The organism is Chimaeribacter sp. YP20170169 (assembly GCF_056739715.1).
The window spans coordinates 3,315,046-3,339,958 of sequence record NZ_CP176824.1; the positions used below are offsets into that span (position 1 = coordinate 3,315,046).

Below are 24,913 nucleotides of genomic sequence, written 5' to 3' on the forward strand. Positions count from 1 at the left end.
ACAACCTGATGTCTGCATTAACCCCTGCCAGTGAAGTCATACTGCGCCACACTGATGAATTTGCCGGACGCCGCGTGCTGTTTGCCGGCGACCTCCAAGACAGCCTGCCCGCCCAGTTCGACGCGGCGGAGGTGCGTGTCCACACCAACCAATATCATCACGGACAGATGCTCAGTAAAGCGCTGGGGGATAACGTGCAGTATGGCCTGCTGGCAGAGGCGGAGTTCGTCAGCCAGAGCGAGGTGCTGATCTACTACTGGCCGAAGAGCAAGCAGGAGGCGCAGTTCCAGCTCGCCAACCTGCTGTCGCTGCTGCCGGTCGGCACCGAGGTGTTTGTGGTGGGCGAGAACCGCGCGGGCGTGCGCAGCGCCGAGGGGATGCTGGAGGAGAACAGCCCGTTGCAGAAGATCGACAGCGCGCGCCGCTGCGGCCTCTACCACGGCCGTCTGGAGCAGCAACCGGCCTTCGACGCCGACGACTGGTGGGAGTCCTACGTGATTGCCGATGTGACGGTGAAGACCCTGCCGGGCGTCTTCAGCCGTGACGCGCTCGATCCGGGCAGTATGTTGCTGCTGGGCACCTTCAGCGAGGACATCAAAGGCACGGTGCTAGACATCGGCTGTGGCGCGGGCGTGGTGGGTGCGGTACTCGGCACCCACTTCCCGAAGGTGAAGCTGACGCTGAGCGACGTCAATGCCGCCGCGCTGGAGGCGAGCCGCGCCACGCTGGCCGCCAATGGCCTGGAGGGCAACGTGATCGCCAGCAACGTCTACTCCGACATCAGCGGGCGCTTCGATATGATCGTCTCTAACCCGCCGTTCCACGAGGGGCTGCAAACCAGCCTGCACGCGGCCGAGATGCTGATCCGCGGCGCAGCCAGCCACCTGCACATCGGCGGCAAGCTGCGCATCGTCGCCAACGCCTTCCTGCCGTACGCCGATATCCTCGACGCCACTTTTGGCAGCCATGAAGTGCTGGCCCAGACCGGCCGCTTCAAGGTCTATCAGGCTGAACTGGGCCGCCCGCCGCGCGCGCCGAAGAAAAAATCTAGACGTTAAGCATCGGCATCACATGCGCCTCATAGCGATCCCCCGCGATCGCCTGGGGCGCAAACAGGGCCGCGATCGCCGCCTGTTCACCCGGATCGAGGGTGATCTCCACGGCAGCGATATTCTCCTCCAGATAGCGGCGGCGCTTGGTGCCGGGAATCGGCACGATGTGCGATCCCTGTGCCAGTACCCACGCCAGCGCCAGCTGGCCGGCCGTTACCCCCTTCCCTGCCGCCAGTGTGCGGATCCCCTCCACCAGCTGCAAATTTTTGGCGAAGTTCTCCGGGCTAAAGCGCGGGTTGCCCCGGCGGAAATCATCCGCGGCCAGATCCTCTGGCGTGGCAATCTTACCGGTCAGAAAACCGCGCCCGAGCGGGCTGTAGGGCACAAAGCCCACGCCTAAATGTTCACAAGCAGGCAAAATCTCCTGCTCTACCTCCCGTGACCAGAGCGAGTACTCGGTCTGTAGGGCAGTAATGGGGTGCACGGCGCACGCCCGCGCCAGCGTGGCGGCGGAGGCCTCGCTCAGCCCGAGGTAGCGGATCTTGCCCTCGCGCACCAGATCGGCCAGCGTGCCCACCACCTCCTCAATTGGCACCGACGGATCGACCCGGTGCTGGTAGTAGAGATCGATATGATCCACCTGCAACCGCTTCAGGCTGCCCTCCAGCGAGGCGCGGATATATTCCGGCCGGCTGTCCACGCCGCGGCGCGACGGCGCGCTGGGATCGCGCAAAATGCCAAACTTGGTGGCGAGGAACACCTGCTCGCGCTTGCCCTTGATGGCGCGGCCAATCAGCTGCTCATTGGTGTGCGGCCCATAGATGTCTGCCGTATCCAGCATCGTCACCCCCAGCTCCAGCGCGCGGTGCAACGTGGCGACCGCCTCGTCGGCATCCGCGCCGGTGGAGTAGAAGTCGCTCATCCCCATGCAGCCCAACCCGATGGCGGAGACCACTGGCCCATTTTTTCCCAATTGGCGTGTTTGCATTGTCTTGCTCCTTACGGTGGTTTACCTGATGCGCTCAGTGTGGTTGTTTAGGCGAACGGGATAAATCACGCGGTTTGCACAGCACTGTTCATAAATCGCCAACAATGGGGGCACTGATGGATCAGGTTCAGGCGATGCGGGTCTTCACCCGGATTGTGGAGTTGCAGAGTTTCAGCCGGGCGGCGGAGGATCTTGGCCTGCCACGCGCCACCGTCAGCAACGTCTTGAAGCGCCTGGAGTTGCGGCTCGGCGTACGGCTGCTGGTGCGCACCACCCGGCGGCTGCATGTCTCGCAGGAGGGAGAGATCTACTACCAACGCTGCCTGCAACTGCTGGACGCGCTGGCGGAAGCGGACGCGCTGTTCGCCCACCAGCGACACCAGCCGGCGGGCAAGGTGCGGCTCGACATGCCGCACTCATTGGCGCGTGAAGTGGTGATCCCGGCGCTGCCGCAGTTTCAGGCGCGTTACCCGCACATTGAGGTGCTGCTGAGCGCCAATGATGCCGCCATCGACCTGCTCGACCACGGCGTGGATTGCGTGCTGCGCGCCTGGCCCTCGGAGGCGGAGAATCTGGTGGTGCGCAGCCGCGTCGCCCTGCCGCAGGTCACCTGCGCCTCCCCTGGTTATCTGGCGGCGCACGGCACGCCCACGTCGCCGGAGGCGCTTCAGGGCCACCGCATGGTGGGCTACTTTTTCCGGCACAGCCAGCAGCTGGAGCGGCTGGAGTTCTGCCTACCCGGCGGCACGCAGGCCATCACCCTGCCACATACGCTGGCGGTCAGCGGGGCGGATGCCTATCTGGCGGCCGGGTGCAGTGGCTTTGGGCTGGTGCAGGCGGCGCGCTACTCGGTGCAGGCGGAGCTGGCGCGCGGCGCACTGGTGGAGGTACTGGCAGAGACCCCGCCGCCGCCGATGCCGATTTACCTGATGTACCCGCCGGGGCGCTTCGTCGCGCCACGGGTGCGGGTCATGTTGGAGTGGCTAGCCGAGCTATTGCAGCAGGCAACGGCGCCATAATGGTGATAAAAAAAGCAAATTTTACATTTTATGTCTACTTTTGCAGCAGTCGTGTCATCTCTTCGAAATAGTTATTGACGCCGCAGCGAAAATCTCTAGAATTCGCCTCCGTGGTTACGCTACTCCTCAGTAGTGTGATTGGTACGCGAAGGTGGCGGAATTGGTAGACGCGCTAGCTTCAGGTGTTAGTGTCCTTACGGACGTGAGGGTTCAAGTCCCTCTCTTCGCACCAAATAACCACATGATTTATATCGCAGGACTTAATGCGAAGGTGGCGGAATTGGTAGACGCGCTAGCTTCAGGTGTTAGTGTTCTTACGGACGTGAGGGTTCAAGTCCCTCTCTTCGCACCAATCCGGTGATATAAATTGCAGCAGAATCATCTGTGCGAAGGTGGCGGAATTGGTAGACGCGCTAGCTTCAGGTGTTAGTGTCCTTACGGACGTGAGGGTTCAAGTCCCTCTCTTCGCACCACTTGATTCGCTTCTCTTTTCTTCCCCCTGCTTCTCCTCTTCTGTTCCAATACGCTCTCTTGTTTTTCCCTCACTCTTATTGTTATCCCAGCATATTGAAGTTCAGTGTCATCGCTACCAGACTGCCGAGCAACGCCACGCAGGACGGCACCAGAATATAGTGGCGCAGATGGCGGTTGAACAGCATACCTAGCGTTACCAGCATCGCCACCACGATCACCAGCCGCAGCGTCTCCAGGCTGATATCCATCATCGCCAACAGTGGCAGCAGCGCACAGGGCAGTAGCACTCCCCAGCCGCCAGACAATTTCCGGCCCATGCACCATACCGCGCCCCACAGCCCGCACACCGTAATCATCGCCGCCACCATCCTAATTCCCTTACTGATTGAGTGATAATGAGAATTAATATCATATAGCATCAGTGGCGGATTTTCACTCTTTTCTGAGAATTCTTGTACAAAGATGACAGTCTGGTACAAAAGTGGTAATTTTGAATTCTTAGCATTACCTAAATAATTAAAACCCTTATTGTCACACCGGTTACCAATAACCGGCCGTCGGCATTGGGATAAATAGCACCATTATTTTAATAAAATTTTCAGATTGATAGCTTTTTAAACCAGAGTGAAAACGATATGAATTTGCGTTCCTATGACGAGCTTGTCAAAAGTAAGCATCGGCTCTCCCTCTTACTCTTTTTATTCCTGAGTTGCACATCGTCCCTGTTCAGCTTGCTGAGCACCGTTAATAATAAAATGTTTCTCTCCGTGCCGTTGGCAGGCATCACGCTGCTGAGCCTGGGTGGCCTGATATTCACGCTGCTCAATCGTCTGCGGCTGGATAATATTTTGAATATCTATGCATTTTTATTGGGCCTGCTTTGGGCCTGGCATATCTCATTGAAATATCAAGCAATTGGTGGCAATGACAAAAATTTTCTGCTGATAAGTTTGTTTAGCCTATTTTTTATTAGCGCCATTGCCTTCTCGGCCAACTTTACTGCCTTTCTGCTGCATGTATTGCCCGCTGGCATAATGATTGTTTATTTCGATCAACTACATAATCTATTGAGAATTTTTTTCATTATTGCCCTGCCAATGACCGGATTGGCGCTGCACCATATCCTGCAAAAACGTAGCGATGCCTTTACCCGCCGCTTAGTGGACAATCTCTATATTGAACGGGAAAAATTTAGCGATCTCAGTATGATCGATCCGCTCACCAGTCTCTATAACCGGCGCGGGCTGGAAAATAAGTGGGCCTCAATGCAACCGCCAGCGGCCAACCAGCAACACTTCGTGTTGCTAATGGATATCGACCACTTCAAGGCCTATAACGACAACTACGGGCATACGATGGGCGATCAGGCGCTGGTGCGAGTGGCGGCCGCCATTCGGGATACCGTGCGCTCGCGGGACATCGTGGTGCGCTACGGTGGCGAGGAGTTTCTGGTACTGCTGACCCACGTTGAGCGCGCCTATGCAATCAAGGTGGCGCAACGCATCCAGGAGCAGGTGCTGGCGCTGGAGATCCCGCACCTGTTCAATGAGAACGTCTCTACCCAGGTCACGCTCAGCACCGGCATTTCGCCGCTGGAGGCGTTGGACTGGATGAGCGCGGTTGACCGGGCTGACCATGCGCTCTATCGCGCCAAGCACAACGGCCGCAACACCATTGAGTATAAGGATGCCCCGCTGCCAGAGCCATCGCCGACGGCCTCACTGGCCTGACGGCGCCACCGCACGGGTGGTGCCGCGTGCCACCAGCGTCACGGGCAGGGTGAGGCTGGCGGCCTCGCCCGCCAGCCCGGCCAGCAGCGTCTCCACCGCCCGCTCCCCCAGCAGCCGAAAATCTTGCCGCACCGTGGTCAGGGGCGGGAAGAAGAAGGCGCTGTCTGCCGTATCGTCATATCCCACCACCGACACCTGTTGCGGCACCGCCTGCCCGGCCTCGTGCAGGGCGCGCATCGCCCCCAGCGCCATCTGGTCATTGGCCACCAGCAAGGCGCTGAATGGTGTGCCCTCTGCCAGCAGCGCCCGCGTCTGATGGTAGCCGTCGGCGGCGCTCCAGTCACCGTGGCGCTCGGCCACCGGCAGCAGACTGGCCTCCGCCAGCACCTGCCGCCAGCCCTGCAAACGCAACTGGGCGGAGATGGAACCGGCCTCCCCCGCCAGCAGCGCAATGGCACGATGCCCCTCCCTTAGCAAATACTCCGTGGCCAGCCGCGCCCCTGCGCCGGGTCGAACAGCACATGCGGCGCGGCAGTGGCTGGATCGGTATCGAGGAATACCAGCGGCCACCCCTCAGACTGCTGCGCCAGCGCCGCGGCCGCCGCGCCCGCCAGCGGGGCATTCACCAGCACCCCGTCCACCCGCTGGGCGCGCAACTCCTGGAGCGCCGCCCGGCACGCCGGTTCGCCGCTGCCGCGCACCATCGCCATCACTAGCCCATAGCCCGCCTCCCCGGCGCGTTGCTCAATGGCGGCGGCAATCTGCGATGGCGCATGTAGCGCCAGTGAACTGGTCGCCAGCCCCAGCACCCGCGAACGCTTGCCCGCCAGCTGCTGTGCCACCCGGTTCGGCACATAGTTGAGCGCCGTCATTGTGGCCTCCACCTTCTGGCGGGTGCGCACGGAGACATTGGGCGACTGGTTGATGACGCGGGAGACGGTTTGGTAGGAGACGCCAGCCGCGCGGGCGACGTCATCCAACGTGACGGTAGGGCGTTTCATCGGCATTCCGGCAGCGGTTAACGGAGTGCCAGCTTAGCAAATAGCATCCGGCCCCGCCACGGCAGGCGGGGCCGGCCGGTCAGCGCAGCTCGTCAATCACCGCCGCGCCCTGCCGCAGGAACACGGGGATCGCCTCGATCGGCGCGTCCGCTTCCACCCAGTTGCCGCCCGGATAGGTTTCGCCATGCAGATCCTGCCAGCTGGCGCCCGCGGGCAACCAGACACGGCGCTGGCGCACGCCCTCTTCCAGAATCGGTGCCACCAGGATGTCTGGCCCGAACATATATTGATCCTCCACCTGCCAGCTCTCCGCCTCCTGTGGGAAGTCAAAGAACAGCGGACGCATGATCGGGTCATTGTGCTGATGAGCCACGGCCATCTGCCGCCCGATGTAGGGGCGCAGCTTCTCACGCAACTGTAGCCCGGCGGTCATGATCGCCAGATTCTGCTCGCCGTAGCTCCACACCTCATTGGGCGCGCCGCTGTTGCACTGCTGCGCGCCATCCGCGCCGTAGGCTTTCTCGGGCGCGACATGCGGCTCGCGGTAGCCGTGCAGCCGCATCACCGGGCAGAAGATCCCCCACTGGAACCAGCGCAGCAGCAGCTCCTGGAAGGCCGGGTCTTCCACATGGCCGCCCTGGAAGCCACCGATATCCGTCGTCCACCACGGAATGCCCGCCATGCCCATGTTCAGCCCGGCGGCAAGCTGGTTGCGCAGCGAGACAAAGGAGGAGTGGACATCACCTGACCACGCCAGCACGCCGTAGCGCTGGCTGCCGGCCCATGAGCAGCGCACCAGATTGATGACCTCCCGTTCGCCCTGCTCTTGCAGGCCGTCATAGAAGGCTTGGGCAAAGTCGCGCGGATAGATGTTGCCCACCTCCAGCACCGTCCCACGGTGGTAGCGGTAGTTATCGAAGTCATAGGCGCGGAACTCCGGTTCTGCCTCATCCAGCCAGAAGTGGCGGATGCCCGCGTCGTAGTAGTTCTGCTTCACCTTGCCCCAGACATACTGCCGCGCGCCGGGGTGGGTGGCGTCAAAGAAGGTGGTATTGCCGAGGAAGTCGAGGGTCAGCGAGACACCGCGATCGCTGTTGACCAGATAGCCCTGCGCCTTCATCTCCTTGTAGTTGTCGGTGGTGGCATCGATGGTCGGCCAGACGGAGACCATCAGCTCAATGCCCATCCCCTTCAGCTCCTCCACCATGCCCTTCGGATCGGGCCAGTACTCCTCATCAAAGCGGAAGGTGCCCTGTTTAGGCCAGTGGAAGAAGTCGATGACGATCACCGAGATTGGCAAATTGCGGCGCTTGTACTCGCGCGCCACCGAGAGCAACTCCTCCTGGCTGCGGTAGCGCAGCTTGCACTGCCAGAAGCCGGTGGCGAACGCTGGCATCGGCGGCGCGGTGCCGGTGGCGCGGCCATACTGGCGGGTGATCTCCGCCGGCGAGTCACCGACGGTCAGCCAGTAGTCCATCTGCCCGGTCACCTCGGCGCGCCACTCGGTCAGGTTCTTCGCGAAGCTCACCTGTCCCACGGCCGGGTTGTTCCACAGCAGGCCATAGCCGAGGCTGGAGACCATAAATGGCACGCTGGCCTGCGAGTTGCGCTGCGCCAGCTCCAGCACGCACCCCTTCAGGTCGAGGCAGGGTTGCTGGTACTGCCCCATACCATAGATGCGCTCATCGTTGCGCGCCTCAAAGCGCACCATCAGTTGGTGCTTGCCGCCGGGAATCGGCCGGAAGGCGCGGGCGTCCAGCTTCAGCGCGCTGATGTACTTGTCCTTGCCCTTCTCCACCGTACCGATGCCGACGCTGGAGCGCTGCCGCCAGAACTCCTCCAGCACCAGCTCATCGCGCTGGTTGAAGAACGAGAGCCGCCCCTTGTCATTCAGCACCGCCTTCGCCTTGCCGTTGCGCAGGATCAGCTGGTCATCCTGCCGCTCAATGGTGACACCCTCCGCCGCTGGCCGCGGCAGCAGCGCCCACGGCTCCTCCGCCAGCGTGGGCTGGCAGGTGGCGCGCACGCGCAGGCTGTTTGGCCCCCACGGCTCCACCACCAGCATCTGGTTGTCATAGCGCCACAGGATACGGTTCTCTTGCGCCTCTAACTGACTCATCTTCGCTCCTTAGATTAGTTGTCGGCCTGCATCACCACTTTATGCAGGTTGATGTCACTCATGGTGGCGTCGTTCAGCCGATACCAACGCAGCGCGATGACGCTGACGAAGGACAGGACGCCGGGCACCAGGCTGAACAGCGCGATAATGCAGAACATCGCCTGTGACGACTGCTCAGCGGCCTGCGGTACATAGCCGCTCAGCCCCAGCGTCCAGCCGACGATGGCACCGCTGATGGCCATGCCCATCTTCAGCACCGCCAGCAGGGTGGAGAAGATGGTGCCATCCATGCGTTTGCCCTGCTTCCATTCGCCATAGTCGGCGACATCCGCCATCATCACCCACATCAAGGTGGTGGTGATTTGGTAGAAGGTGGAGACGAGGAACATCATGCCTACCAACAGCATCAGCGATTTCGGCATAAAGAAGATCGCCACGCTGAGCACGCCCGCCGCCACCGCCGCCCCGGCAAATACGGTGATCTTGCTGCGTCCGCGTGTCAGCACTTTTGACAGGGCACTGCCTGCGCCTTTCCCTACAATGTGCGCGCCCAGCAGCCAGGAGAAGAGCGCTGCGTCCCCTAAATAGTAGGTCACGTAGTACATCAACGCCCCCAGCCGGATGACGCCAAAGGCAATATTGGTCAGCACCAGCACCGCCACCACCCGCCACTGGTCGTTGTGCCACAGGTCGCGCAGGTCGCTCATGAAGTGGGCGTGGGAGGGGGTGGCGCGGATGCGCTCACGGGTGGTGAGGAAGCAGACCAAAAACATCAGCGTCGCCGCCGCGGCCATGATCGCCATCGCCCAGCGGTAGCCAGCCAGCTTGTCCGCGCCGCCGATGTACTCCGCCAGCGGCAGCATAAAGAAGGTGGAGAGCGCGCCGCCGAGGGTCGCCAGGAAGAAGCGGTAGGATTGCAGCGAGATACGCTGCTCATTGTCGGCGGTGATCACCGCGCCCATCGAGCAGTAGGGGATGTTGATCGCCGTGTACATCAGCATCATGAAGCAGTAACTGACGGTGGCGAAGACCATTTTCGCCTCCAGCGACAGCCCGGCCGGCACCGCGTAGGTGAGCATACAACTGACACCAAATGGCACCGCCAGCCACAGCAGGTAGGGGCGGAACTTACCCCAGCGCGAGGTGGTGCGATCCGCCAGCAGCCCCATTATCGGGTCAATCACCGCGTCGCCGACGCGTGCCAGCAGGAACATGGTGCCGATGAACACCGCCGGCAGGCCGACCACATCGGTGTAGTAGAAGGTAAGGAAGATGATGACGTTATCCAGGCCGATGTGGCTGGCCATGTCACCGAGGCCGTAGCCGACCTTTTCTTTGACGGAGAGTTTCTGGCTCATCTCTGCTCCACAGGTTCGCGATCAGGGGGTTCACGGCGTGGCAGCACACCGTGGCGATAGGGAGGTTATAAGCCAGTGTGCGGGGCAGGACGATTCTCAGATTTTCTTTAGCTATTACGTTAACTGGTTTCTGTGATACCGGTAACACCGGGGATGAAAGCTATGGCCGGGTTGCCCCGGCCATAAGGATCAGGCGTTGGCCAGCGCCTCGAACACCCGCTCTACCGCCACCGCGCCGGGGTCTTTGATGCCATCCAGGCTGTTGCTGCTCAGGTAGGCCGAGCGGCCAGCGTTGGCCTTCTGCATGGCGGCGGTGGCCTCCGCCCCCTCTTTCGCCGCCTGCGCCGCGGCGGCCAGGTCGCTGCCCTGCTCCAGCGCCTCCAGCGCTGGCTGCAACGCATCAATCAGCGTGCGGTCGCCCTTGTCCGCGCCACCATAATGTTTCATCTGTTGCAAGCCTGCCAGCAGCGCCGACGCCAGATCCCCACCCTCCTGGATCTGCTTACCGGCAGCGGTAAAGAAGATCGACATCAGCACGCCGCTCGATCCGCCCATCACCACCGCCAGTCGATCGCCCACCAGCGCGAACAGATCCGCCAGATCGTCCTGCGGCAGCTTGCCCTGCTGGTTCAGATCGAAAATCGCCTTCGCACCCGAGGCGAAGGTGGAGCCGGTGTCGCCGTCGCCCACCTGCGCATCCAGCTTGTTAAGCGCGTCCTCCAGGTCGATCAGCGTCTGGGTGACGGTCGCCACCACCTGCCCCACTTGCGCGTTCGCCGAGGGCGTCACCTCCACCCGCTGGCTCACCTTCTCCGCCGGCTGGCTTGGCGCCGCCTCCAGCTTCACCAGCGGCTGCCAGCCAGCGCACTCCACCTCGGCCTTCAATGCCTGCTCCAGCGTCTCATCCAGCACGATCGCCGACAGCGAGAAGCCCTTCATGTCGAGCGCGCTCACCAGGTGCGCCGGGCCGATCAGGTACTCCACCGCCGGGGCGATGGCGGAGTCCGCCACCTCCTTGGTGATCTGCGCCATCTCCAGCGGCGACGTGCCGCCGAGGTTGTTCACCAGCAGCGCCAGCCGCGCTTTCGCATCGACCGCGCCCTGCAACTTCTCCACCAGCGTGGCGACGATCTCGCGGCTGTTCTGGGTATCCAGCGTACTGACGCCCGGCTCGCCGTGGATGCCCAGCCCCAGCTCCACCGTGCCGGGGGCGATGCGGTCGGCCTCATCGCCCTTCTCGCCCGGCAGGTGGCAGCCAGCCATGGCCACGCCAATGGTGGCGGTGGCGTCAATGGCGCGCTGCGCCAGCGCCTTGACCTCCGCCAGCGACTGCCCCTGCTCCGCCGCCCAGCCCGCGACCTTGTGCACCAGCGCCGTCCCGGCGATGCCACGCGGCTGCTTGTTGTCGGGCAGTGAGATGTCATCACCCACCATCACCAGATCGACCTGGTAGCCGAGGCTTTTGGCACGCTCCGCCGCCAGCCCGAAGTTCAGGCGGTCGCCAGTGTAGTTCTTGACGATCAGCAGGCAGCCCGCTTCACCGGTCACCGCCACGATGGCGTTCAGCACCGCATCGACGCTCGGCGAGGCGAACACATCGCCGCACACCGCCGCGGTCAGCATCCCCTTGCCGACAAAGCCGACGTGCGCCGGCTCGTGGCCCGATCCGCCGCCGGAGACCAGCGCCACCTTCTGCTTGTCCCACCCCTTGCGCACCACGATGCGGATCGCCGGATCCACCTCCAGCCGCGCCAGATTTTTGTGGGGGGATGCCAAAATCACACCCTCGATGGCATCGTTTACCAGGTTCTTACGGTCGTTCATAAAAAACGTAGACATACCTTTCAGTCCCTTATTGGTGAGCAAGAAATGAAGTATAACCACTCCCGACCATAGCATAGGGCGCGCCGCAATGGCGTGAGGCCCGTCGCCACGCCCGCGCCAACAGGAAAATTGCCGCGTTCCACTGCTGGCATGGCGATTTTGTCCAATACTTAAGGGGAGCGCGCCTGACTGGCGCGGAATCCATGGGGCTGTGGCGACCGACAGGCGCGACAGCACCCGGCAATGAAAGGAGTGACAATGCGAAAACTACTGGTACTTACCGCCCTGCTGGCGGCCAGCTCATTTCCCCACCTGGCGCAGGCCGCCGATGGCCACACTGATATGTATATCAACGGCTTGTGTGAAGAGATTAAGGCCGATGGCGGCAAGGGCGACGACGATCACTACCTCGACCAGCTCAAGGTACGCTCCGGGGCAGGCGTCTCCTCCTCCGCGATGAACAAACCAGAGTTCAACGACGACGAAGCGGAAAAAGTAGTCGATGCCTTTATGGATCTCGACGACGACATGCGCCAATCCGCCGTCAACGACCCCGCCAAATGCCGCGCCATGATCCTGTCGCAGTATAATAACCAGGGCTAAGCGCCCACCCGCCCCATGCCAGGCCGGTGTGGGGCAGGCGCGGTATTCCCTACCCCTTCACGCACACCACCTGCCGTAATGTATGGACGATCTCCACCAGCGAGGATTGGGCGGCCATCACGGCGTCGATGTCTTTGTAGGCCATCGGGATCTCGTCAATGACGTCGCTGTCTTTGCGGCACTCGACGTGGGCGGTGGCGCGGATCTGGTCTTGTACGGTGAAGCGTTTTTTGGCGGCGGCGCGGCTCATGGTACGGCCTGCGCCGTGGCTACAGGAGCAGAAGCTCTCTTCGTTGCCCAGCCCACGCACGATAAAGCTCTTCGCGCCCATTGAACCGGGGATGATGCCCATCTCGCCCTTTCGCGCTGAGACCGCGCCCTTGCGGGTGACCAGCACCTGCTCGCCAAAGTGCCGCTCCTGCTGCACATAGTTGTGGTGGCAGTTGACCGCCTCCTGCTGGGTGAGGAAGGGTTTGGGCACCGTCTGCGAGAGCGCCGCCAGCACCCTGGACATCATCACTTCGCGATTGTGGCGCGCAAAATCCTGTGCCCACCCCACCGCTTCCAGGTAGTCATCGTAGTGGCGACTCCCCTCCTGAAAATAGGCAAGATCGCGGTCCGGCAGGTTGGCGAGGTGGCGCTGCATATCCTTCTGCGCCAGCGCGATGAACAGCGTGCCGATGGCGTTGCCGACGCCGCGCGATCCGCTGTGCAGCATCACCCAGACGCGCTGCTGCTCATCCAGACAGATCTCGATGAAGTGGTTGCCGGTGCCGAGCGTGCCGAGGTGCTGGTGGTTGTTGGTTTTTAGTAGCTGCGGGTACTTGTCGGTGAGGCGCTTGAAGCGGATTGCCAGCGCCGCCCAGTGGGCGTCCACCTCCTGCGGCGTGCGATCCCATGACCCCTGATCGCGCTTGCCACGGCCCACGGTGCGCCCGTGCGGCACGGCGCGCTCGATGGCGCTACGCAGGCCGCTGAGGTTATCCGGCAGGTCGCCGGCCATCAGCGAGGTGCGCACCGCGATCATGCCACAGCCGATGTCCACGCCCACCGCCGCCGGGATGATCGCGCCGCGCGTCGGGATCACGCTGCCGATGGTCGATCCCTTCCCCAAATGCACATCCGGCATCACCGCCAGGTGCTTGAAGATGAACGGCATCTTGGCGGTGTTCATCAGCTGGTCACGCGCCTCTGCCTCCACCGGCACGCCGTGGGTCCACATCTTGATCGGCGCGGCATGGGCGGCGCTTAGCAGCTGGTAGTCTGGCATGGGTACTCTCCCGGTCGATGGCGATGCCTTAAGTTTAGCTGCCTGCACCCGGCGCGGCTATCGATCCTCTGACCAGCAGCTCTGCGCCGAACTGTGCCATCGGCCCCGGCTCCTCGCCGCGAATGTGGGCGATCAGGCGGCGCGCCGCCTCACGACCCATCTCATAGACCGGCTGCGCCACCACCGTCAGCGGCGGGCTGACAATCTCCGTCCAGGGGAAGTTGTCGTACATCACGAACGAGAGATCCTGCGGGATACGCAGGCCGCGCTGGCCCAGCTCGCGCAGCAGCATCATGGCGATCACGCTGTCGGAGGCGATCAGTGCGGTCGGCGGCACGCGCTCCTGCCAAAGCTCTTCCACGATGCGCGCGATGGCAGCCTCATCCAGTGCGTTAGCCTTGATCAGCGACGGATCAAAGGGCAAGTCCGCGCTAGCAAAGGCGCGGGCCATGCCGCCGAGGCGTTGGGCGACGGGCGTCAGCCCCAGATCGTCCGGGTAACGCCACCCCTCGTCGCAGCGCATACTGGTGACATAGGCGACGCGCCGGTGACCGGCGGCAATCAGCTGGCGGGTCGCCTCCTCTGCCGGGGCAGTGAAGTCAGCGCAGATCGCCTCCGCTGCCAGCCCGGCCACCGCGCGGTCAAACAGCACCAGCGCGCGGCCATCGGCCACGATCTGCGCCAGATGGGCATTGTGCTGCATCGCGGAGCTGCTGGGTGCGATGATGATGCCATCCACGCGTTTCTCCAGCATCACCTGCACCGCCTGCCGCTCCTCCGCCAGTTGCTCATCGCTGTTGCTGAGCAGCAGGTGGTAGCCCGCCTGCCGTGCCACGTCTGCCATGCCGCGCAACGCCAGTCCGAAGTGCGGGTTCTCGATGTCGCCGACAATCACGCCAATGGTGTTGGAGCGCCCGGTGTTCATGCTGCGCGCCAGTTCGTTGGTGCGATAGCCAAGGGCGGCGGCCGCGTGGTTGACCCGCGTCTGCACCTCTTCGCTCACTGCGCCATAGCCGCCCAGCGCACGGGCCGCCTGAGCCTTGGAGACATTGGCGGCGCGGGCGACGTCGGCCACGGTTGGTGCCTTAATACGGGGCATTGGGCTGGTCATAATAAAGTCTTATCACAAGTTGTTAACATGAGCATTGACGCTGGAAAAAGGCTGTGCTTATTATCAAGGCAACTGCTTGAGACCGGTCTCACACCCATCATTCCGGCCAATCAGTCACTCTGGTTGAGACCGGTCTCATACTAACACAACGCCGCCGGTTCAACAGTCTCTGATGTTTAAACCTGACAAAACGGATGAGCTATGAAATCGCACCTTCACCTGCACAAATCGTCTCTGAACGCACTGGCCGTGGCGCTGATCGCTTCGGCTCCCCTCTGGTCAGCGGGCGCGGTTGCCGCCGAGGCCAACCCCTATGGGCTGATCGAGCCGGGCCACCTGCGGGTCGCCAGTTTGGGTGACGCTAAACCTTACACCTTCACTGACAAGAGCGGTAACTTTACCGGCTTTGATGTGGAGTTCTTCAAGGATGTCGCGCGCCGCATGGGCATCCAGCAGGTCGACTTCATCGGCCAGGACTTCACCGCCATCCTGCCGGCGGTTGCCAACGGCCAGTATGACGCCGGTGTGGCGGCCATCGGCATCACCCCAGCGCGCGCCAACACCGTGGACTTCTCCACCGGCTATCTGGTCGGTTTCCTGACCGTGCTGACACGCAGCGACTCCGGCGTGAAGAACGTGGAGACGCTGGCCGGCAAGCGGCTGGGCGTGGTGCAGGGCACCCTTCAGGAGGCCTATGCGATCAAGCACTTCACCCAGACCGACGTGGTGCGCTTCCCGGACAACAACGCGGCGGTCTCGGCGCTGAACAATGGCACGCTGGACGCCATGTTCCTCGATAACGAGGCCGCCAAAAGCTATGCCGAGCGCTTCAAGCTGGCAACCGCCGCCGATATCCCCTCCTTTGATGCGCCAGCAGGTGTGGCGATCGCCAAGGGCAAGCCGGAGTTCAAGGCGGCGCTGGACAAAGCGATCAAAGCCTCGATGCAGGATGGCACCTGGAAACAGCTTTATGAGAAGTGGTTCCCCGGCTCGCCGCTGCCGAAGCAGTATTTGCCCCAGTAATCCCGTGGACGCCTGGCGTTCAGAGTGCCAACAGGTGAGGGGCGCGCCCCGTCACCCGCTATCTGTGAGACACGGCTATGGATCTGTTAACTGTACTTTCGCGCACCTTCTTTGACTTCCCGTCGATGCTGGAGGTGCTGCCGCAGCTGCTCAGCACCGGGCTGGTAAATACGGTGATCATCTCGGTGGCAGCAACGATTCTCGGCACGCTGTTCGGCCTGATTTTGGCGCTGATGGGCATCTCCCCGTCGCGCTGGCTGCGCATCCCGGCGCGCCTCTATACCGATCTGTTCCGCGGGCTGCCCTCGATCCTGACCATCCTGCTGATTGGCCAAGGGCTGGCCCGCTTCAGTTACCAGATCTTCGGCCCGACCCCCTACCCGCTCGGCATCTTCGCCCTTAGCCTGATCGCCAGCGCCTACATGGGCGAGATCTTCCGCTCTGGCATCCAGAGCGTGGAGAAGGGGCAGATGGAGGCGTGCCGCGCGCTCGGCATGAGCTATGGCCGCGCCATGCGGCTGGTGATTATCCCGCAGGGGATCCGCCGCGTGCTGCCAGCGATCGTCAACCAGTTCATCGCTATCATCAAGGACTCGTCGCTGGTCTACCTGCTGGGCCTGATGACCGGCCAGCGCGAGCTGTTCCGCGTCGGGCAGGATGCGGCGGTGCTGACCGGCAATCTCTCGCCGCTGCTGCTGGCGGGGCTGTTCTACCTGGTGATCACCGTGCCGCTGACCCATGCGGTCAACTATATCGATACCCGCTACCGCACCGGCCGCCGCCGCATGACCGCGCCACGCAGCGGCCTAAAAGAGGTGGCCGAGGTGCAACCCCAGACCGCGCCGTCCCCGGTGACCGGCGGCCAGATCAACCCCCTGATCACAGAGCGAGGACAATGATGAGCCAACCCACCCCAGCCGCCGCGGGCGACGCCCTCGCCTACCACGGTGCCAGCCTCGAGCTGCGCGACCTGACGCTGGCCTACGGGCCGGTGGAGGTGCTGCGCAAGGTGTCGCTGCACGTGCCGCCTGGCACCACCACCTGCATCATCGGCCCCTCCGGCTCCGGCAAATCGACGCTGTTGCGCGGCATCAACCGGCTGCACGAGCCGCTCTCCGGCGATGTGCTGCTGGCCGGGCGCTCGGTACTGCGTGACAAACCCGACGCGCTGCGGCTGCGCATCGGCATGGTGTTCCAGCACTTCAACCTGTTCCCTGACCACAGCGCGCTGGAGAACGTGGCGCTGGCCCCTGGCGGGTGAAGGGGCTGTCGCGCGCACAGGCCGAGGCGATCGCCCGCCAGCGGCTGGAGGAGGTGGGCCTCGGCCCGCGGGCCGACCACCGGCCGCGCGATCTCTCTGGCGGCCAGCAGCAGCGCGTCGCCATTGCCCGCGCGCTGGCGATGGACCCGGAGGTGATGCTGTTTGATGAGGCGACCTCGGCGCTCGATCCCGAGCTGGTGAAGGGTGTGCTGGCGTTGATGGCGGATCTCTGCCGGCGCGGCATGACGATGGTGGTAGTCACCCACGAGATGGGCTTCGCCCGCCGGGTGGCTGATCAGGTGGTATTCATGGATGAGGGCGAGATCGTCGAGTACGGTTCGCCGGACGCGATCTTTGACCGTCCGCAGTCGCCGCGTCTGCAACGTTTCCTTTCGGAGGTTTTATCTTGACGCATCAGTTGGTTACTTCAGAACGCATCCGCACCGCGCTGGTGGGGTTTGGCATCTCAGGCCAGGTGTTCCACGCGCCGCTGTTGGCGGCTGACCCGCACTTCAGTCTGGCGGCGATCGTCACCAGCCGCGAGGATCGCATCCTTGCCGCGCAACAGCGCTACCCGCAGGCACAGATCCTCGCCGACTGGCAGGATCTGCTGCGCCGGATCGACAGCGGCGAGCTCACGATCGATCTGATCGTGCTCGGCACCCCGCCGGCGCTGCATGCGCAACAGGCACAGGAGGCCAGCGCCCGCGGCATCCATCTGGTGGTGGACAAGCCGTTCGCTGCCAACGCCCGCCAGGCGGCGCAGATGATCGCTGGCGCGGAGGCCAGTCGCACGCTGTTGACGGTATTCCATAACCGCCGCTGGGATGGCGACTTCCTGACCCTCCAGCGCCTGCTGGCGGAGGAGGCGCTGGGGCGCGTGCGCAGTTTTGAGTCACGTTTTGAGTGGTGGCGGCCAGAGGGCTTCGGCAACTGGCGCGACCGTGTGACGCTGGCCGAGGGCGGCGGGCTGCTGCTCGATCTCGGCAGCCACCTGATCGATCAGGCGATCCAGCTCTTCGGCCCAGTGCGTACCGCCACCGCAGAGCTGGCGCGCTACAGCCCGGCCACCCTCTCTGACAGCGACGAGGACGCCTTTGTCTCGCTGCTGCATGAGAGCGGCGTGCGCTCGCGCCTGTGGATGAACGGGCAGGCGGCACGGCCCGCGCCCCGTTTCCATCTGCTCGGCAGCCGGGCGGCCTACACCAGTTGGGGGCTGGACAACCAGGAGCCGGATCTGTCGGCGGGCATCACGCCCCATGACGCCGCCTACGGCATCACCCCCGAGGCCCGCTGGGGCACCCTCGGGCAGGGCACCGATGAGCAACGGGTCACGCCCGCGCGCGGCGACTATCCGGCCTTCTACCGGCAACTGGCATTGGCGCTGCGTGAAGGCGCGCCCCCGCCGGTCGATGCCCATGAGGCGCTGGCGGTGCTGCGCGTGATTGACGATCTCCATGCGCGCTTTGCGGTGCGCAGCGCCTGAACGGCGCTTCCTTTTCCCTATTGCAAGGATCAGAACGATGTCTGTGAACTCAACTATAACGGTGGTGGTACTGGGCGGCGGAGTGCTGGGGGTCTCTTCGGCGCTGGAGCTGGCGAAGCGGGGCGCGCATGTAACGCTGGTGACCGAGGCGGCGCTCTGCTCCGGCGCCTCTGGCCGCTCGCTCTCCTGGCTCAACTCGGCAGGCGAGCGTACCCTGCCCTACCATGCGCTGCGCATGGCGGGCATCGATCGCTACCGCACGCTGTTCGCCCGCAACCCGGCCTGCGACTGGCTGCGCTTTGACGGCGGCCTGTTCTGGGCCGCCGATGACGCCGCCGGCACCCGCGCCCGCCACGCCTACGAGCGCGCCCACGGCTATGACTCGCACCTGGTGGAGGCCGCCACCGTGCCCGCCGTTGACCCGCAGGTGAACGCCAACGCGCTGGCAGAAGTGGCGATTGCCAACCCCGGCGAGGGCTGGGTCAGCCTGCCGCACCTGATCGCCTTTTTGACACAGCAGTTCCGCGCGCTGGGCGGCGAAGTCATTGAGCACGCCGGCAAGGCGACGGTACTGACCGAGCAACAGCGCGCCTGTGGCATCCGCAGCGAGCTGCGCGGCGAGTTTCGCGCCGACGCAGTGCTGGTGGCCTGCGGCCCCTGGACGCCAGAGGTGGTCGCGCCACTCGGCGTCACCATTCCCAACGGCTCGCCGGTCTCCATGCTGGTGGTCAGCCAGCCCACCGCCCACGGCCTGAAAGTGGTAATGAACACCCCCCGCGCCGCGGTACGCCCCAACCCCGGCAGCACGCTGGCGGTGGATCACGATTGGTACGAGGAGGAGATCACACAGCAACCCGACGGCAGTTACACCATCGCCGAGAGCGTAATAGAGACCCTGATGCACGAGGCAGGCGCACTGCTAACAGACCGCACGCCTCTCAAGGCCGACAACTGGAAGATTGGCCCCAAACCGATCCCCGGCGACGGCAACCCAGTACTCGGCGAACTTGAAAAAGTGCCCGGCTGCTTCGTCGCCTTCACCCACTCCGGCGCCACCCTGGCCCTGATCGTCGGCGAACTGCTGGCCGACGAGATCGTTAGCGGCGAAAAACACCCCATGCTCGCCACTTTTCGCGCGGAGCGATTTGGTTGAAATTGGCGACGGTGATTTTTATTTAGGGAAGTGGGAGTGATTTTTTGAGTGAGTGCCGGCTGTGAGGAGCCGGCTTTACTAGTGGGGAAAGCAATATTTAATTAAATTTTAATGATTTATATAGACGTAAAAGAACCATTTATTCGTATAACATTATTCCTTTGACTTATGGATAAATTTTATTGATTGATTTTTATAGATAATATGGATGCTATCAAAAAAACAGGTTTACCATTTCGTCATCCCAACATGGCTTGAGAATCGATAGGCTAAATTATCTATGAAAGTGGCTATACATCTATGACAACGCTGCTCTCTATCGACGCTGAGGAATATTTCACTATTCCCTTCTCTCTCCAGAGGTATCTGGTAGCAAAGAGTGCTGATCTTTCATCAATGTTAGTCGTCGAAGTGACCGATGCCTTTAAAGCAATGTATAGCAATCAAGATGATCTACATTACTTAAAGGAGTCCCGCGGTGGCAGACTTCAGCAAGTTGCCGCAGAAAGTGCAGCTTTGGGAGATTCTTTGTCCCCTTATTCTGGCGGTACAATTGGCGGCGTATTAGGGGGACCATATGAGATTGACGGGTAGAACCAAGACGTTTCTTCGATGGAGCAGAATTTTTATTATCTCTCTATGTTACTTTCTAGGGCTATTCATTGCTTCGCAATCATTTGCAGTGTTCTTGGAGAGCCAGAGTCTGTTGCTATCTAATCCAATTTCTATGAATACCTATATCCAGGCGATGGATTCATTGATACAAGCCACAGACAGAGTATTTAATGCCGCTATTTATGGATTCGCAATTTGTGTTCCTTTTATTCTTTTTATCTTTAAGAAGGTAAGATGAACCTTAGGGCTGGGAATTTTTCCTTTATTCATACTCAAATAATGAATTATTATCTGTTGACGTCAAGGCAGAGATCAAATGTTATTAAGCCATTAGCAAGCCAAGACTTTTTATCGCCATCTCGACTGGACCTACTTAAACAATGCCGATGTAAATCGAATTTTGTCTCATATTAAAATAAATATATCGTAATAATTTATCTAACTTTACGCTATTTTAAATAAATGTCATAATATTTATAATTTCCATAATAATAGAAAGAGCGCCACATGGCAGTTCCAACTTACGATAAATTTATTGAGCCTGTCTTAACCTTCCTACAGCAATCTCCAGAAGGTATTGCAGCAGAAGAGGTGCATGAAAGCGCCGCGAATCTACTGAAACAGAGCCAAGAGCAACGTAACGAGATGATTACCAGTGGCCAACCGATGTATAAAAACCGCGCCGGCTGGGCCCATGACAGGCTTAAGCGTGCGGGACTTTCACAGAGCCTATCACGCGGCAAGTGGTGCTTAACAGAAGCCGGTTTCGCCTGGATAAAACAGAACCCTTTTCCCCTCAGTAAGGAACAGGTTGATCACCTGGCTTTTGACTTTGTGAACGTAAAGCTAACGACTCCCTCGGATGCGATGCTACTGGCTGATGATGCACCGCAGGAAAATGTGTTTCCTCAACAGACCAGTAGTCCGGATGACCGTTTTGCTGAAGCACTACAAGAGATGCGTGATGCTGTTGCCATTAAATTATTGGAGAGTCTACTGCAGGCATCGCCTGGTCGATTTGAAGTCATCGTATTGGATGTGCTGCATAAGCTTGGTTACGGTGGCCACCGTGATGATCTGCAACGAGTTGGCGGAACAGGCGATGGCGGGATTAATGGCATTATTTCCCTTGATAAGTTAGGGCTAGAAAAGGTTTATGTTCAAGCCAAACGCTGGCAGGGAACCGTCGGACGCCCAGAGCTACAGGCATTCTACGGTGCGCTTGCCGGACAAAAAGCTAAACGAGGTATTTTTATTACCACGTCAGGATTTACGGTCCATGCCGTAGAGTTTTACAGATCCTTTGAAAGCTTGGTACTAATTGATGGTAACCGGCTAGTAAATTTGATGATGAATAATGAAGTGGGTGTTACTTCACAACTGGTTAAATTGCCTAAGATGGATATGGATTATTTTGAGCGGTGATTATCATTCTTTTGATAGTGTGATTACGCCTACCATGTCTGAGTACGGCGTATTAGAAATTCTGTGTCATCTTGACAATATGTAATCAAAAAGGAATGATACATGTCCAAACTCTTCGATTTTGACAAAGCACTCTAATCTAGCTAGGATATAACGAGCTATATATTTTTTATTTTTAATCAAGCATTTAATATGAAAATATTTGTTTTCAGAACTTGACTCTCATCTGACTTTATATATGGAAGCTAAGCGTAAAACGGCTCCGGTAAAGAGACGATTAAGGCTTCAGCAGATAACTTCGAACTGGCAACCTGTAGGATCGCAATGGTACTTTTGAACCTAAGTTAGTGAAAAAGCATTAGACCGTACTGTTCGACAAGATCGAGCATAAGATCATCCGCCTGTTTGTCCGAGGAATTAGTTATTAGGATACCTACCGTGAGATCCAAGGTTTATATGTCTTTAACGTCTCTACCATGTTTATCAATGCTATCACGGATAAAGTTATGCTTGGGTTAAAACAATTGTGGTTTCAAAACACCATAAAGTATCATGGCTAGCTTGAAGCCGGTGTATTGTGCGGTGGCGGTTCATGGGCCAGTATTTAGATCCTTTGCTCGTACCTCAAGACAGCAACATCGAAGCTGTCTCAGATGACGATAGCTGTTTTGGTAGGTATCGAGACTACAAACTGCTCACTGATACAGGTTCGCAAAGCCTTGCCACTAGCAAGAAGCTTTTATCAAACGTACAATCAAAACCCTAAAATAGCCTTTTCAAAAATTGATTGCTTTAAACAGGAATTATTGTGAATAAACAAAAACTTGCTGCCAAAATCTGGGAATCTGCCAACCAGATGCGCTCTAAAATTGAAGCTAACGAATACAAAGACTACATACTCGGCTTTATCTTCTACAAGTACCTAAGCGACCAGCTAGTGCAGTTTGTCACTAGACAAGGTATGACGCTCGAAGACATCAAAGCCCTCAATGAAGAAGACGCTGATATCGTTGAATACGTACAAAGTAACTTGGGCTACTTTATTGCCTACGATAATCTGTTTTCGACATGGGTTGATCCAAAATCCGAATTTGATGAATCTAACGTGCGTGATGCGCTCTCCGCCTTTAGCCGTTTGATTTCGCCAACTTACAAAAAACTGTTTGAAGGGATTTTTACCACCTTAGAAACAGGTTTAAGCAAACTGGGTGAAAGCGCAGGCAAACGCACTAAAGCCATCAGCGACTTACTGTACCTAATCAAAAGCATCCCCATGAATAGCAATCAAGGGTATGACGTCCTGGGCTATATTTACGAATACCTAATTGAAAAATTTGCCGCCAACGCAGGTAAAAAAGCCGGGGAGTTTTACACGCCTCATGAAGTTTCGGTACTAATGTCGAACATCATCGCCCATGAGTTAAAACACAAAGATACGATCAAAATTTACGATCCTACTTCCGGCTCTGGTTCGTTGCTGATCAATATCGGTGAGGCAGTCGAGAAATACGCTAAAAATAAAGACAGCATCACCTATTTCGCCCAAGAGTTGAAGGCCAATACCTACAACCTAACCCGTATGAACCTCATCATGCGCGGTATTAAAGCCAGCAACATTAAAACTCGTAATGGCGACACTCTGTAAGAGGATTGGCCGTATTTTGATGACAGTGATCCTCAAGGCTCATATTACGCCTTACATGTCGATGCCGTGGTGTCCAACCCTCCTTACTCACAAAACTGGGACCCCAGCTTTAAAGACAGCGATCCACGCTATTCACGCTTTGGCCTGGCACCTAAAACCAAAGCCGATTTTGCTTTTTTACTGCACGATCTCTATCACCTAAAACCCGATGGTATTATGGCCATCGTACTCCCTCATGGTGTCTTGTTCCGTGGCGGTGAAGAAGGTGAAATTCGCAAGCAACTCATTGAGCAGAATCACATTGATACTATTATCGGTTTACCGGCCAATATCTTTTTTGGCACTGGTATTCCTACGGTAATTTTAGTGCTCAAGCAAAAACGCCAAAACACCGATGTATTGGTTGTCGATGCCTCCAAATACTTTATGAAAGAAGGTAAAAACAATAAACTGCAAGCCAGTGATATCAAGCGCATTACTGATGCGGTGATTAACCGCGAAAGTATCGACAAGTTCTCACAACTAGTGAGCAAACAAATCCTGCGCGACAACGGTTACAACCTCAACATACCGCGCTACGTGGATTCCTCTGCGGCGGCAGAAAGCTGGGATTTACACGCCACCATGCTCGGCGGTATTCCCAATAGTGAAATTGCCGAGTTAGACAACTTTTGGCAAGCCTTCCCACAATTGCGCAGTACTTTATTTACGCTAAAATCTGCCGCTGACAGTGAACTGGCCATCGACAAGCAAGACGTCAACGCCAGCGTTAGCGGGCACCCGCAAGTGCTAGAGTTTATCAGCGCCTACAACCAAGCTTTTAATGGCTTTGATGACCAGCTAAACGCCCAATTAATACAAAACTGGCAAAGCGTAAAGCGTAACCAACAAGAGGCGGTATTAAGCGCCGAGCTCTTTACTCGCTTAGCCCCGATTACCTTGATCGATAAATACCAGGCTTACCAATTTCTAAATAACCAATGGCAAGTCATTAGCGCCGATTTAGAGATGATGCAAACCGAAGGCTTTGCCGCCACCAAACAAGTTGACCCAAATATTGTCATCAAGAAAAAAGATGGTAAAGACACCGAAGTACAAGACGGCTGGAAAGGCCACATACTGCCCTTTGATTTAGTGCAACAAACTTATTTGAGTAATGACTTAAAAGCTTTGGCAGATAAAGAAACCCGCCTGGCAGAAATCGCTAGCGCGCTGGAAGATATTTTAGAATCTCTCACCGAAGAAGATAAAGAACAAGATACGGTCAAAGAAAGCAAAGACGGCTTTGCCAATGCCGAAGTAGGCAAGGCCGCCAAGGCCTTCTTGAAAGAACAAAAAAACAGCAAAGTTAAATTCGCAGAGGAAAGCTATGAAGCCAAAATCATCCGCGCGAACAAATTAATCGATGAAGAAAAATCCCTGAAAAAAACGGTCAAAGATGCGGCTGCTGTCCTGCACTCAAAAACCAAAACAACCATAGAAACCATAACCGATGAACAAGTGAACAACCTGCTGCACCTTAAATGGATTACGCCATTAAGCACCGAACTCGCCGCCATGCCAGACGCCGTGATTAGCCAACTTACTAGCCAAGTGCAAGCCCTTGCCGACAAATACGCCGTCACCTATTCGCAAGTCTCCCATGCGATAAAAACCACCGAGCAAGAGCTGGCAGAGATGATGGGCAAGCTCACAGGTAATGAGTTTGATATGCAGGGCTTGACAGAACTCACCAACTTATTGAAAGGTGAATAAG

Annotated in this window: 17 protein-coding genes, 3 tRNA genes and 3 pseudogenes; 15 read left to right on the forward strand and 8 right to left on the reverse strand. The window is 58.8% G+C overall.

From position 1 onward, the window contains the following. The first annotated feature begins 8 nt into the window (after positions 1–8). A complete protein-coding gene (rsmC, locus tag ACK3SD_RS15110; RefSeq protein ID WP_481126021.1) occupies positions 9–1,058 on the forward strand; it encodes a 16S rRNA (guanine(1207)-N(2))-methyltransferase RsmC in 1,050 nt (349 codons plus the stop codon). On the opposite strand, the gene ACK3SD_RS15115 is transcribed toward rsmC, so the two are convergent. Further along, positions 1,048–2,040, reverse strand: a complete 993-nt coding sequence (locus ACK3SD_RS15115; RefSeq protein WP_481126022.1) for an aldo/keto reductase — start codon at positions 2,038–2,040, stop codon at positions 1,048–1,050. The two genes, rsmC and ACK3SD_RS15115, sit on opposite strands and share 11 nt — an antisense overlap. A 116-nt stretch (positions 2,041–2,156) precedes the next feature. Here ACK3SD_RS15115 and ACK3SD_RS15120 point away from each other — a divergent pair, with 116 nt between their 5' ends. The 4 genes from ACK3SD_RS15120 to ACK3SD_RS15135 all read left to right on the forward strand — a co-directional run bounded on the left by ACK3SD_RS15120 (position 2,157) and on the right by ACK3SD_RS15135 (position 3,532). After that, on the forward strand, positions 2,157–3,059 hold the full coding sequence (locus ACK3SD_RS15120) for a LysR family transcriptional regulator (protein WP_481126023.1): 903 nt from the start codon (positions 2,157–2,159) through the stop codon (positions 3,057–3,059). A 145-nt stretch (positions 3,060–3,204) separates the two neighbouring features. After that, positions 3,205–3,291 (forward strand) — tRNA-Leu (locus tag ACK3SD_RS15125). 33 nt (positions 3,292–3,324) lie between these two features. Next, positions 3,325–3,411 (forward strand) — tRNA-Leu (locus tag ACK3SD_RS15130). A 34-nt stretch (positions 3,412–3,445) separates the two neighbouring features. Next, positions 3,446–3,532, forward strand: a tRNA-Leu gene (locus ACK3SD_RS15135). Between the two features lie 81 nt (positions 3,533–3,613). Here ACK3SD_RS15135 and ACK3SD_RS15140 read toward each other — a convergent pair. Next, positions 3,614–3,901, reverse strand: a complete 288-nt coding sequence (locus ACK3SD_RS15140) for a DUF1435 family protein (RefSeq protein WP_137764377.1) — start codon at positions 3,899–3,901, stop codon at positions 3,614–3,616. A gap of 267 nt (positions 3,902–4,168) precedes the next feature. Between ACK3SD_RS15140 and ACK3SD_RS15145 the strand changes: the two genes are divergently transcribed. After that, positions 4,169–5,263, forward strand: coding sequence for a GGDEF domain-containing protein (locus ACK3SD_RS15145; RefSeq protein ID WP_481126024.1), 1,095 nt, complete (start codon positions 4,169–4,171; stop codon positions 5,261–5,263). Here the strand turns inward: ACK3SD_RS15145 and ACK3SD_RS15150 are convergent. The 4 genes and pseudogenes from ACK3SD_RS15150 to ACK3SD_RS15165 form a co-directional block, all read right to left on the reverse strand. Further along, positions 5,252–6,264 (reverse strand): annotated as a pseudogene (locus tag ACK3SD_RS15150) (LacI family DNA-binding transcriptional regulator). The gene ACK3SD_RS15145 and the pseudogene ACK3SD_RS15150 sit on opposite strands and share 12 nt — an antisense overlap. 79 nt (positions 6,265–6,343) lie before the next feature. Beyond that, the gene (locus ACK3SD_RS15155; protein WP_481126025.1) at positions 6,344–8,383 is read right to left on the reverse strand and encodes a glycoside hydrolase family 31 protein; all 2,040 of its coding nucleotides are present in this window, start codon (positions 8,381–8,383) and stop codon (positions 6,344–6,346) included. Between the two features lie 14 nt (positions 8,384–8,397). Continuing rightward, positions 8,398–9,741, reverse strand: coding sequence for a glycoside-pentoside-hexuronide (GPH):cation symporter (locus ACK3SD_RS15160; RefSeq protein WP_481126026.1), 1,344 nt, complete (start codon positions 9,739–9,741; stop codon positions 8,398–8,400). Positions 9,742–9,930: 189 nt separating this feature from the next. Continuing rightward, positions 9,931–11,580, reverse strand: coding sequence for a dihydroxyacetone kinase subunit DhaK (locus ACK3SD_RS15165; protein WP_481126027.1), 1,650 nt, complete (start codon positions 11,578–11,580; stop codon positions 9,931–9,933). Positions 11,581–11,823: 243 nt separating this feature from the next. On the opposite strand from ACK3SD_RS15165, the gene ACK3SD_RS15170 reads away from it, so the two are divergent. Then, entirely contained in the window at positions 11,824–12,168 is a 345-nt protein-coding gene (locus ACK3SD_RS15170) for a hypothetical protein (protein WP_481126028.1), read from the forward strand. Positions 12,169–12,217: 49 nt separating this feature from the next. On the opposite strand, the gene ACK3SD_RS15175 is transcribed toward ACK3SD_RS15170, so the two are convergent. Both ACK3SD_RS15175 and ACK3SD_RS15180 read right to left on the reverse strand, forming a co-directional pair. Continuing rightward, entirely contained in the window at positions 12,218–13,438 is a 1,221-nt protein-coding gene (locus tag ACK3SD_RS15175) for an RtcB family protein (RefSeq protein WP_481126029.1), read from the reverse strand. Positions 13,439–13,472: 34 nt separating this feature from the next. Next, positions 13,473–14,549, reverse strand: coding sequence for a LacI family DNA-binding transcriptional regulator (locus tag ACK3SD_RS15180; RefSeq protein ID WP_481126030.1), 1,077 nt, complete (start codon positions 14,547–14,549; stop codon positions 13,473–13,475). A gap of 201 nt (positions 14,550–14,750) precedes the next feature. Between ACK3SD_RS15180 and ACK3SD_RS15185 the strand changes: the two genes are divergently transcribed. From ACK3SD_RS15185 to ACK3SD_RS15220, 8 genes and pseudogenes are all read left to right on the forward strand, one after another. After that, positions 14,751–15,572 carry an ABC transporter substrate-binding protein gene (locus tag ACK3SD_RS15185; RefSeq protein ID WP_137764386.1) on the forward strand — a complete coding sequence of 274 codons (822 nt, stop codon included), beginning with the start codon at positions 14,751–14,753 and terminating at the stop codon, positions 15,570–15,572. 77 nt (positions 15,573–15,649) lie between these two features. Beyond that, entirely contained in the window at positions 15,650–16,471 is an 822-nt protein-coding gene (locus tag ACK3SD_RS15190; protein ID WP_137764387.1) for an amino acid ABC transporter permease, read from the forward strand. Then, positions 16,468–17,243 (forward strand): annotated as a pseudogene (locus tag ACK3SD_RS15195) (amino acid ABC transporter ATP-binding protein). Before ACK3SD_RS15190 ends, ACK3SD_RS15195 begins: the two are co-directional and overlap by 4 nt. Before the next feature lie 8 nt (positions 17,244–17,251). Beyond that, positions 17,252–18,319: a Gfo/Idh/MocA family protein gene (locus ACK3SD_RS15200; protein ID WP_481126031.1), complete on the forward strand. Its 1,068-nt coding sequence runs from the start codon at positions 17,252–17,254 to the stop codon at positions 18,317–18,319. Positions 18,320–18,356: 37 nt separating this feature from the next. Next, positions 18,357–19,472, forward strand: a complete 1,116-nt coding sequence (locus tag ACK3SD_RS15205; RefSeq protein WP_481126032.1) for an NAD(P)/FAD-dependent oxidoreductase — start codon at positions 18,357–18,359, stop codon at positions 19,470–19,472. Positions 19,473–19,772: 300 nt separating this feature from the next. Next, complete coding sequence (locus ACK3SD_RS15210; protein WP_481126033.1) at positions 19,773–20,066, forward strand: hypothetical protein; 294 nt, start codon at positions 19,773–19,775, stop codon at positions 20,064–20,066. A gap of 528 nt (positions 20,067–20,594) precedes the next feature. After that, positions 20,595–21,512: a restriction endonuclease gene (locus ACK3SD_RS15215; protein WP_481126034.1), complete on the forward strand. Its 918-nt coding sequence runs from the start codon at positions 20,595–20,597 to the stop codon at positions 21,510–21,512. Between the two features lie 856 nt (positions 21,513–22,368). Beyond that, a pseudogene (locus ACK3SD_RS15220) lies at positions 22,369–24,912 on the forward strand (type I restriction-modification system subunit M). Position 24,913: the final 1 nt, after the last annotated feature.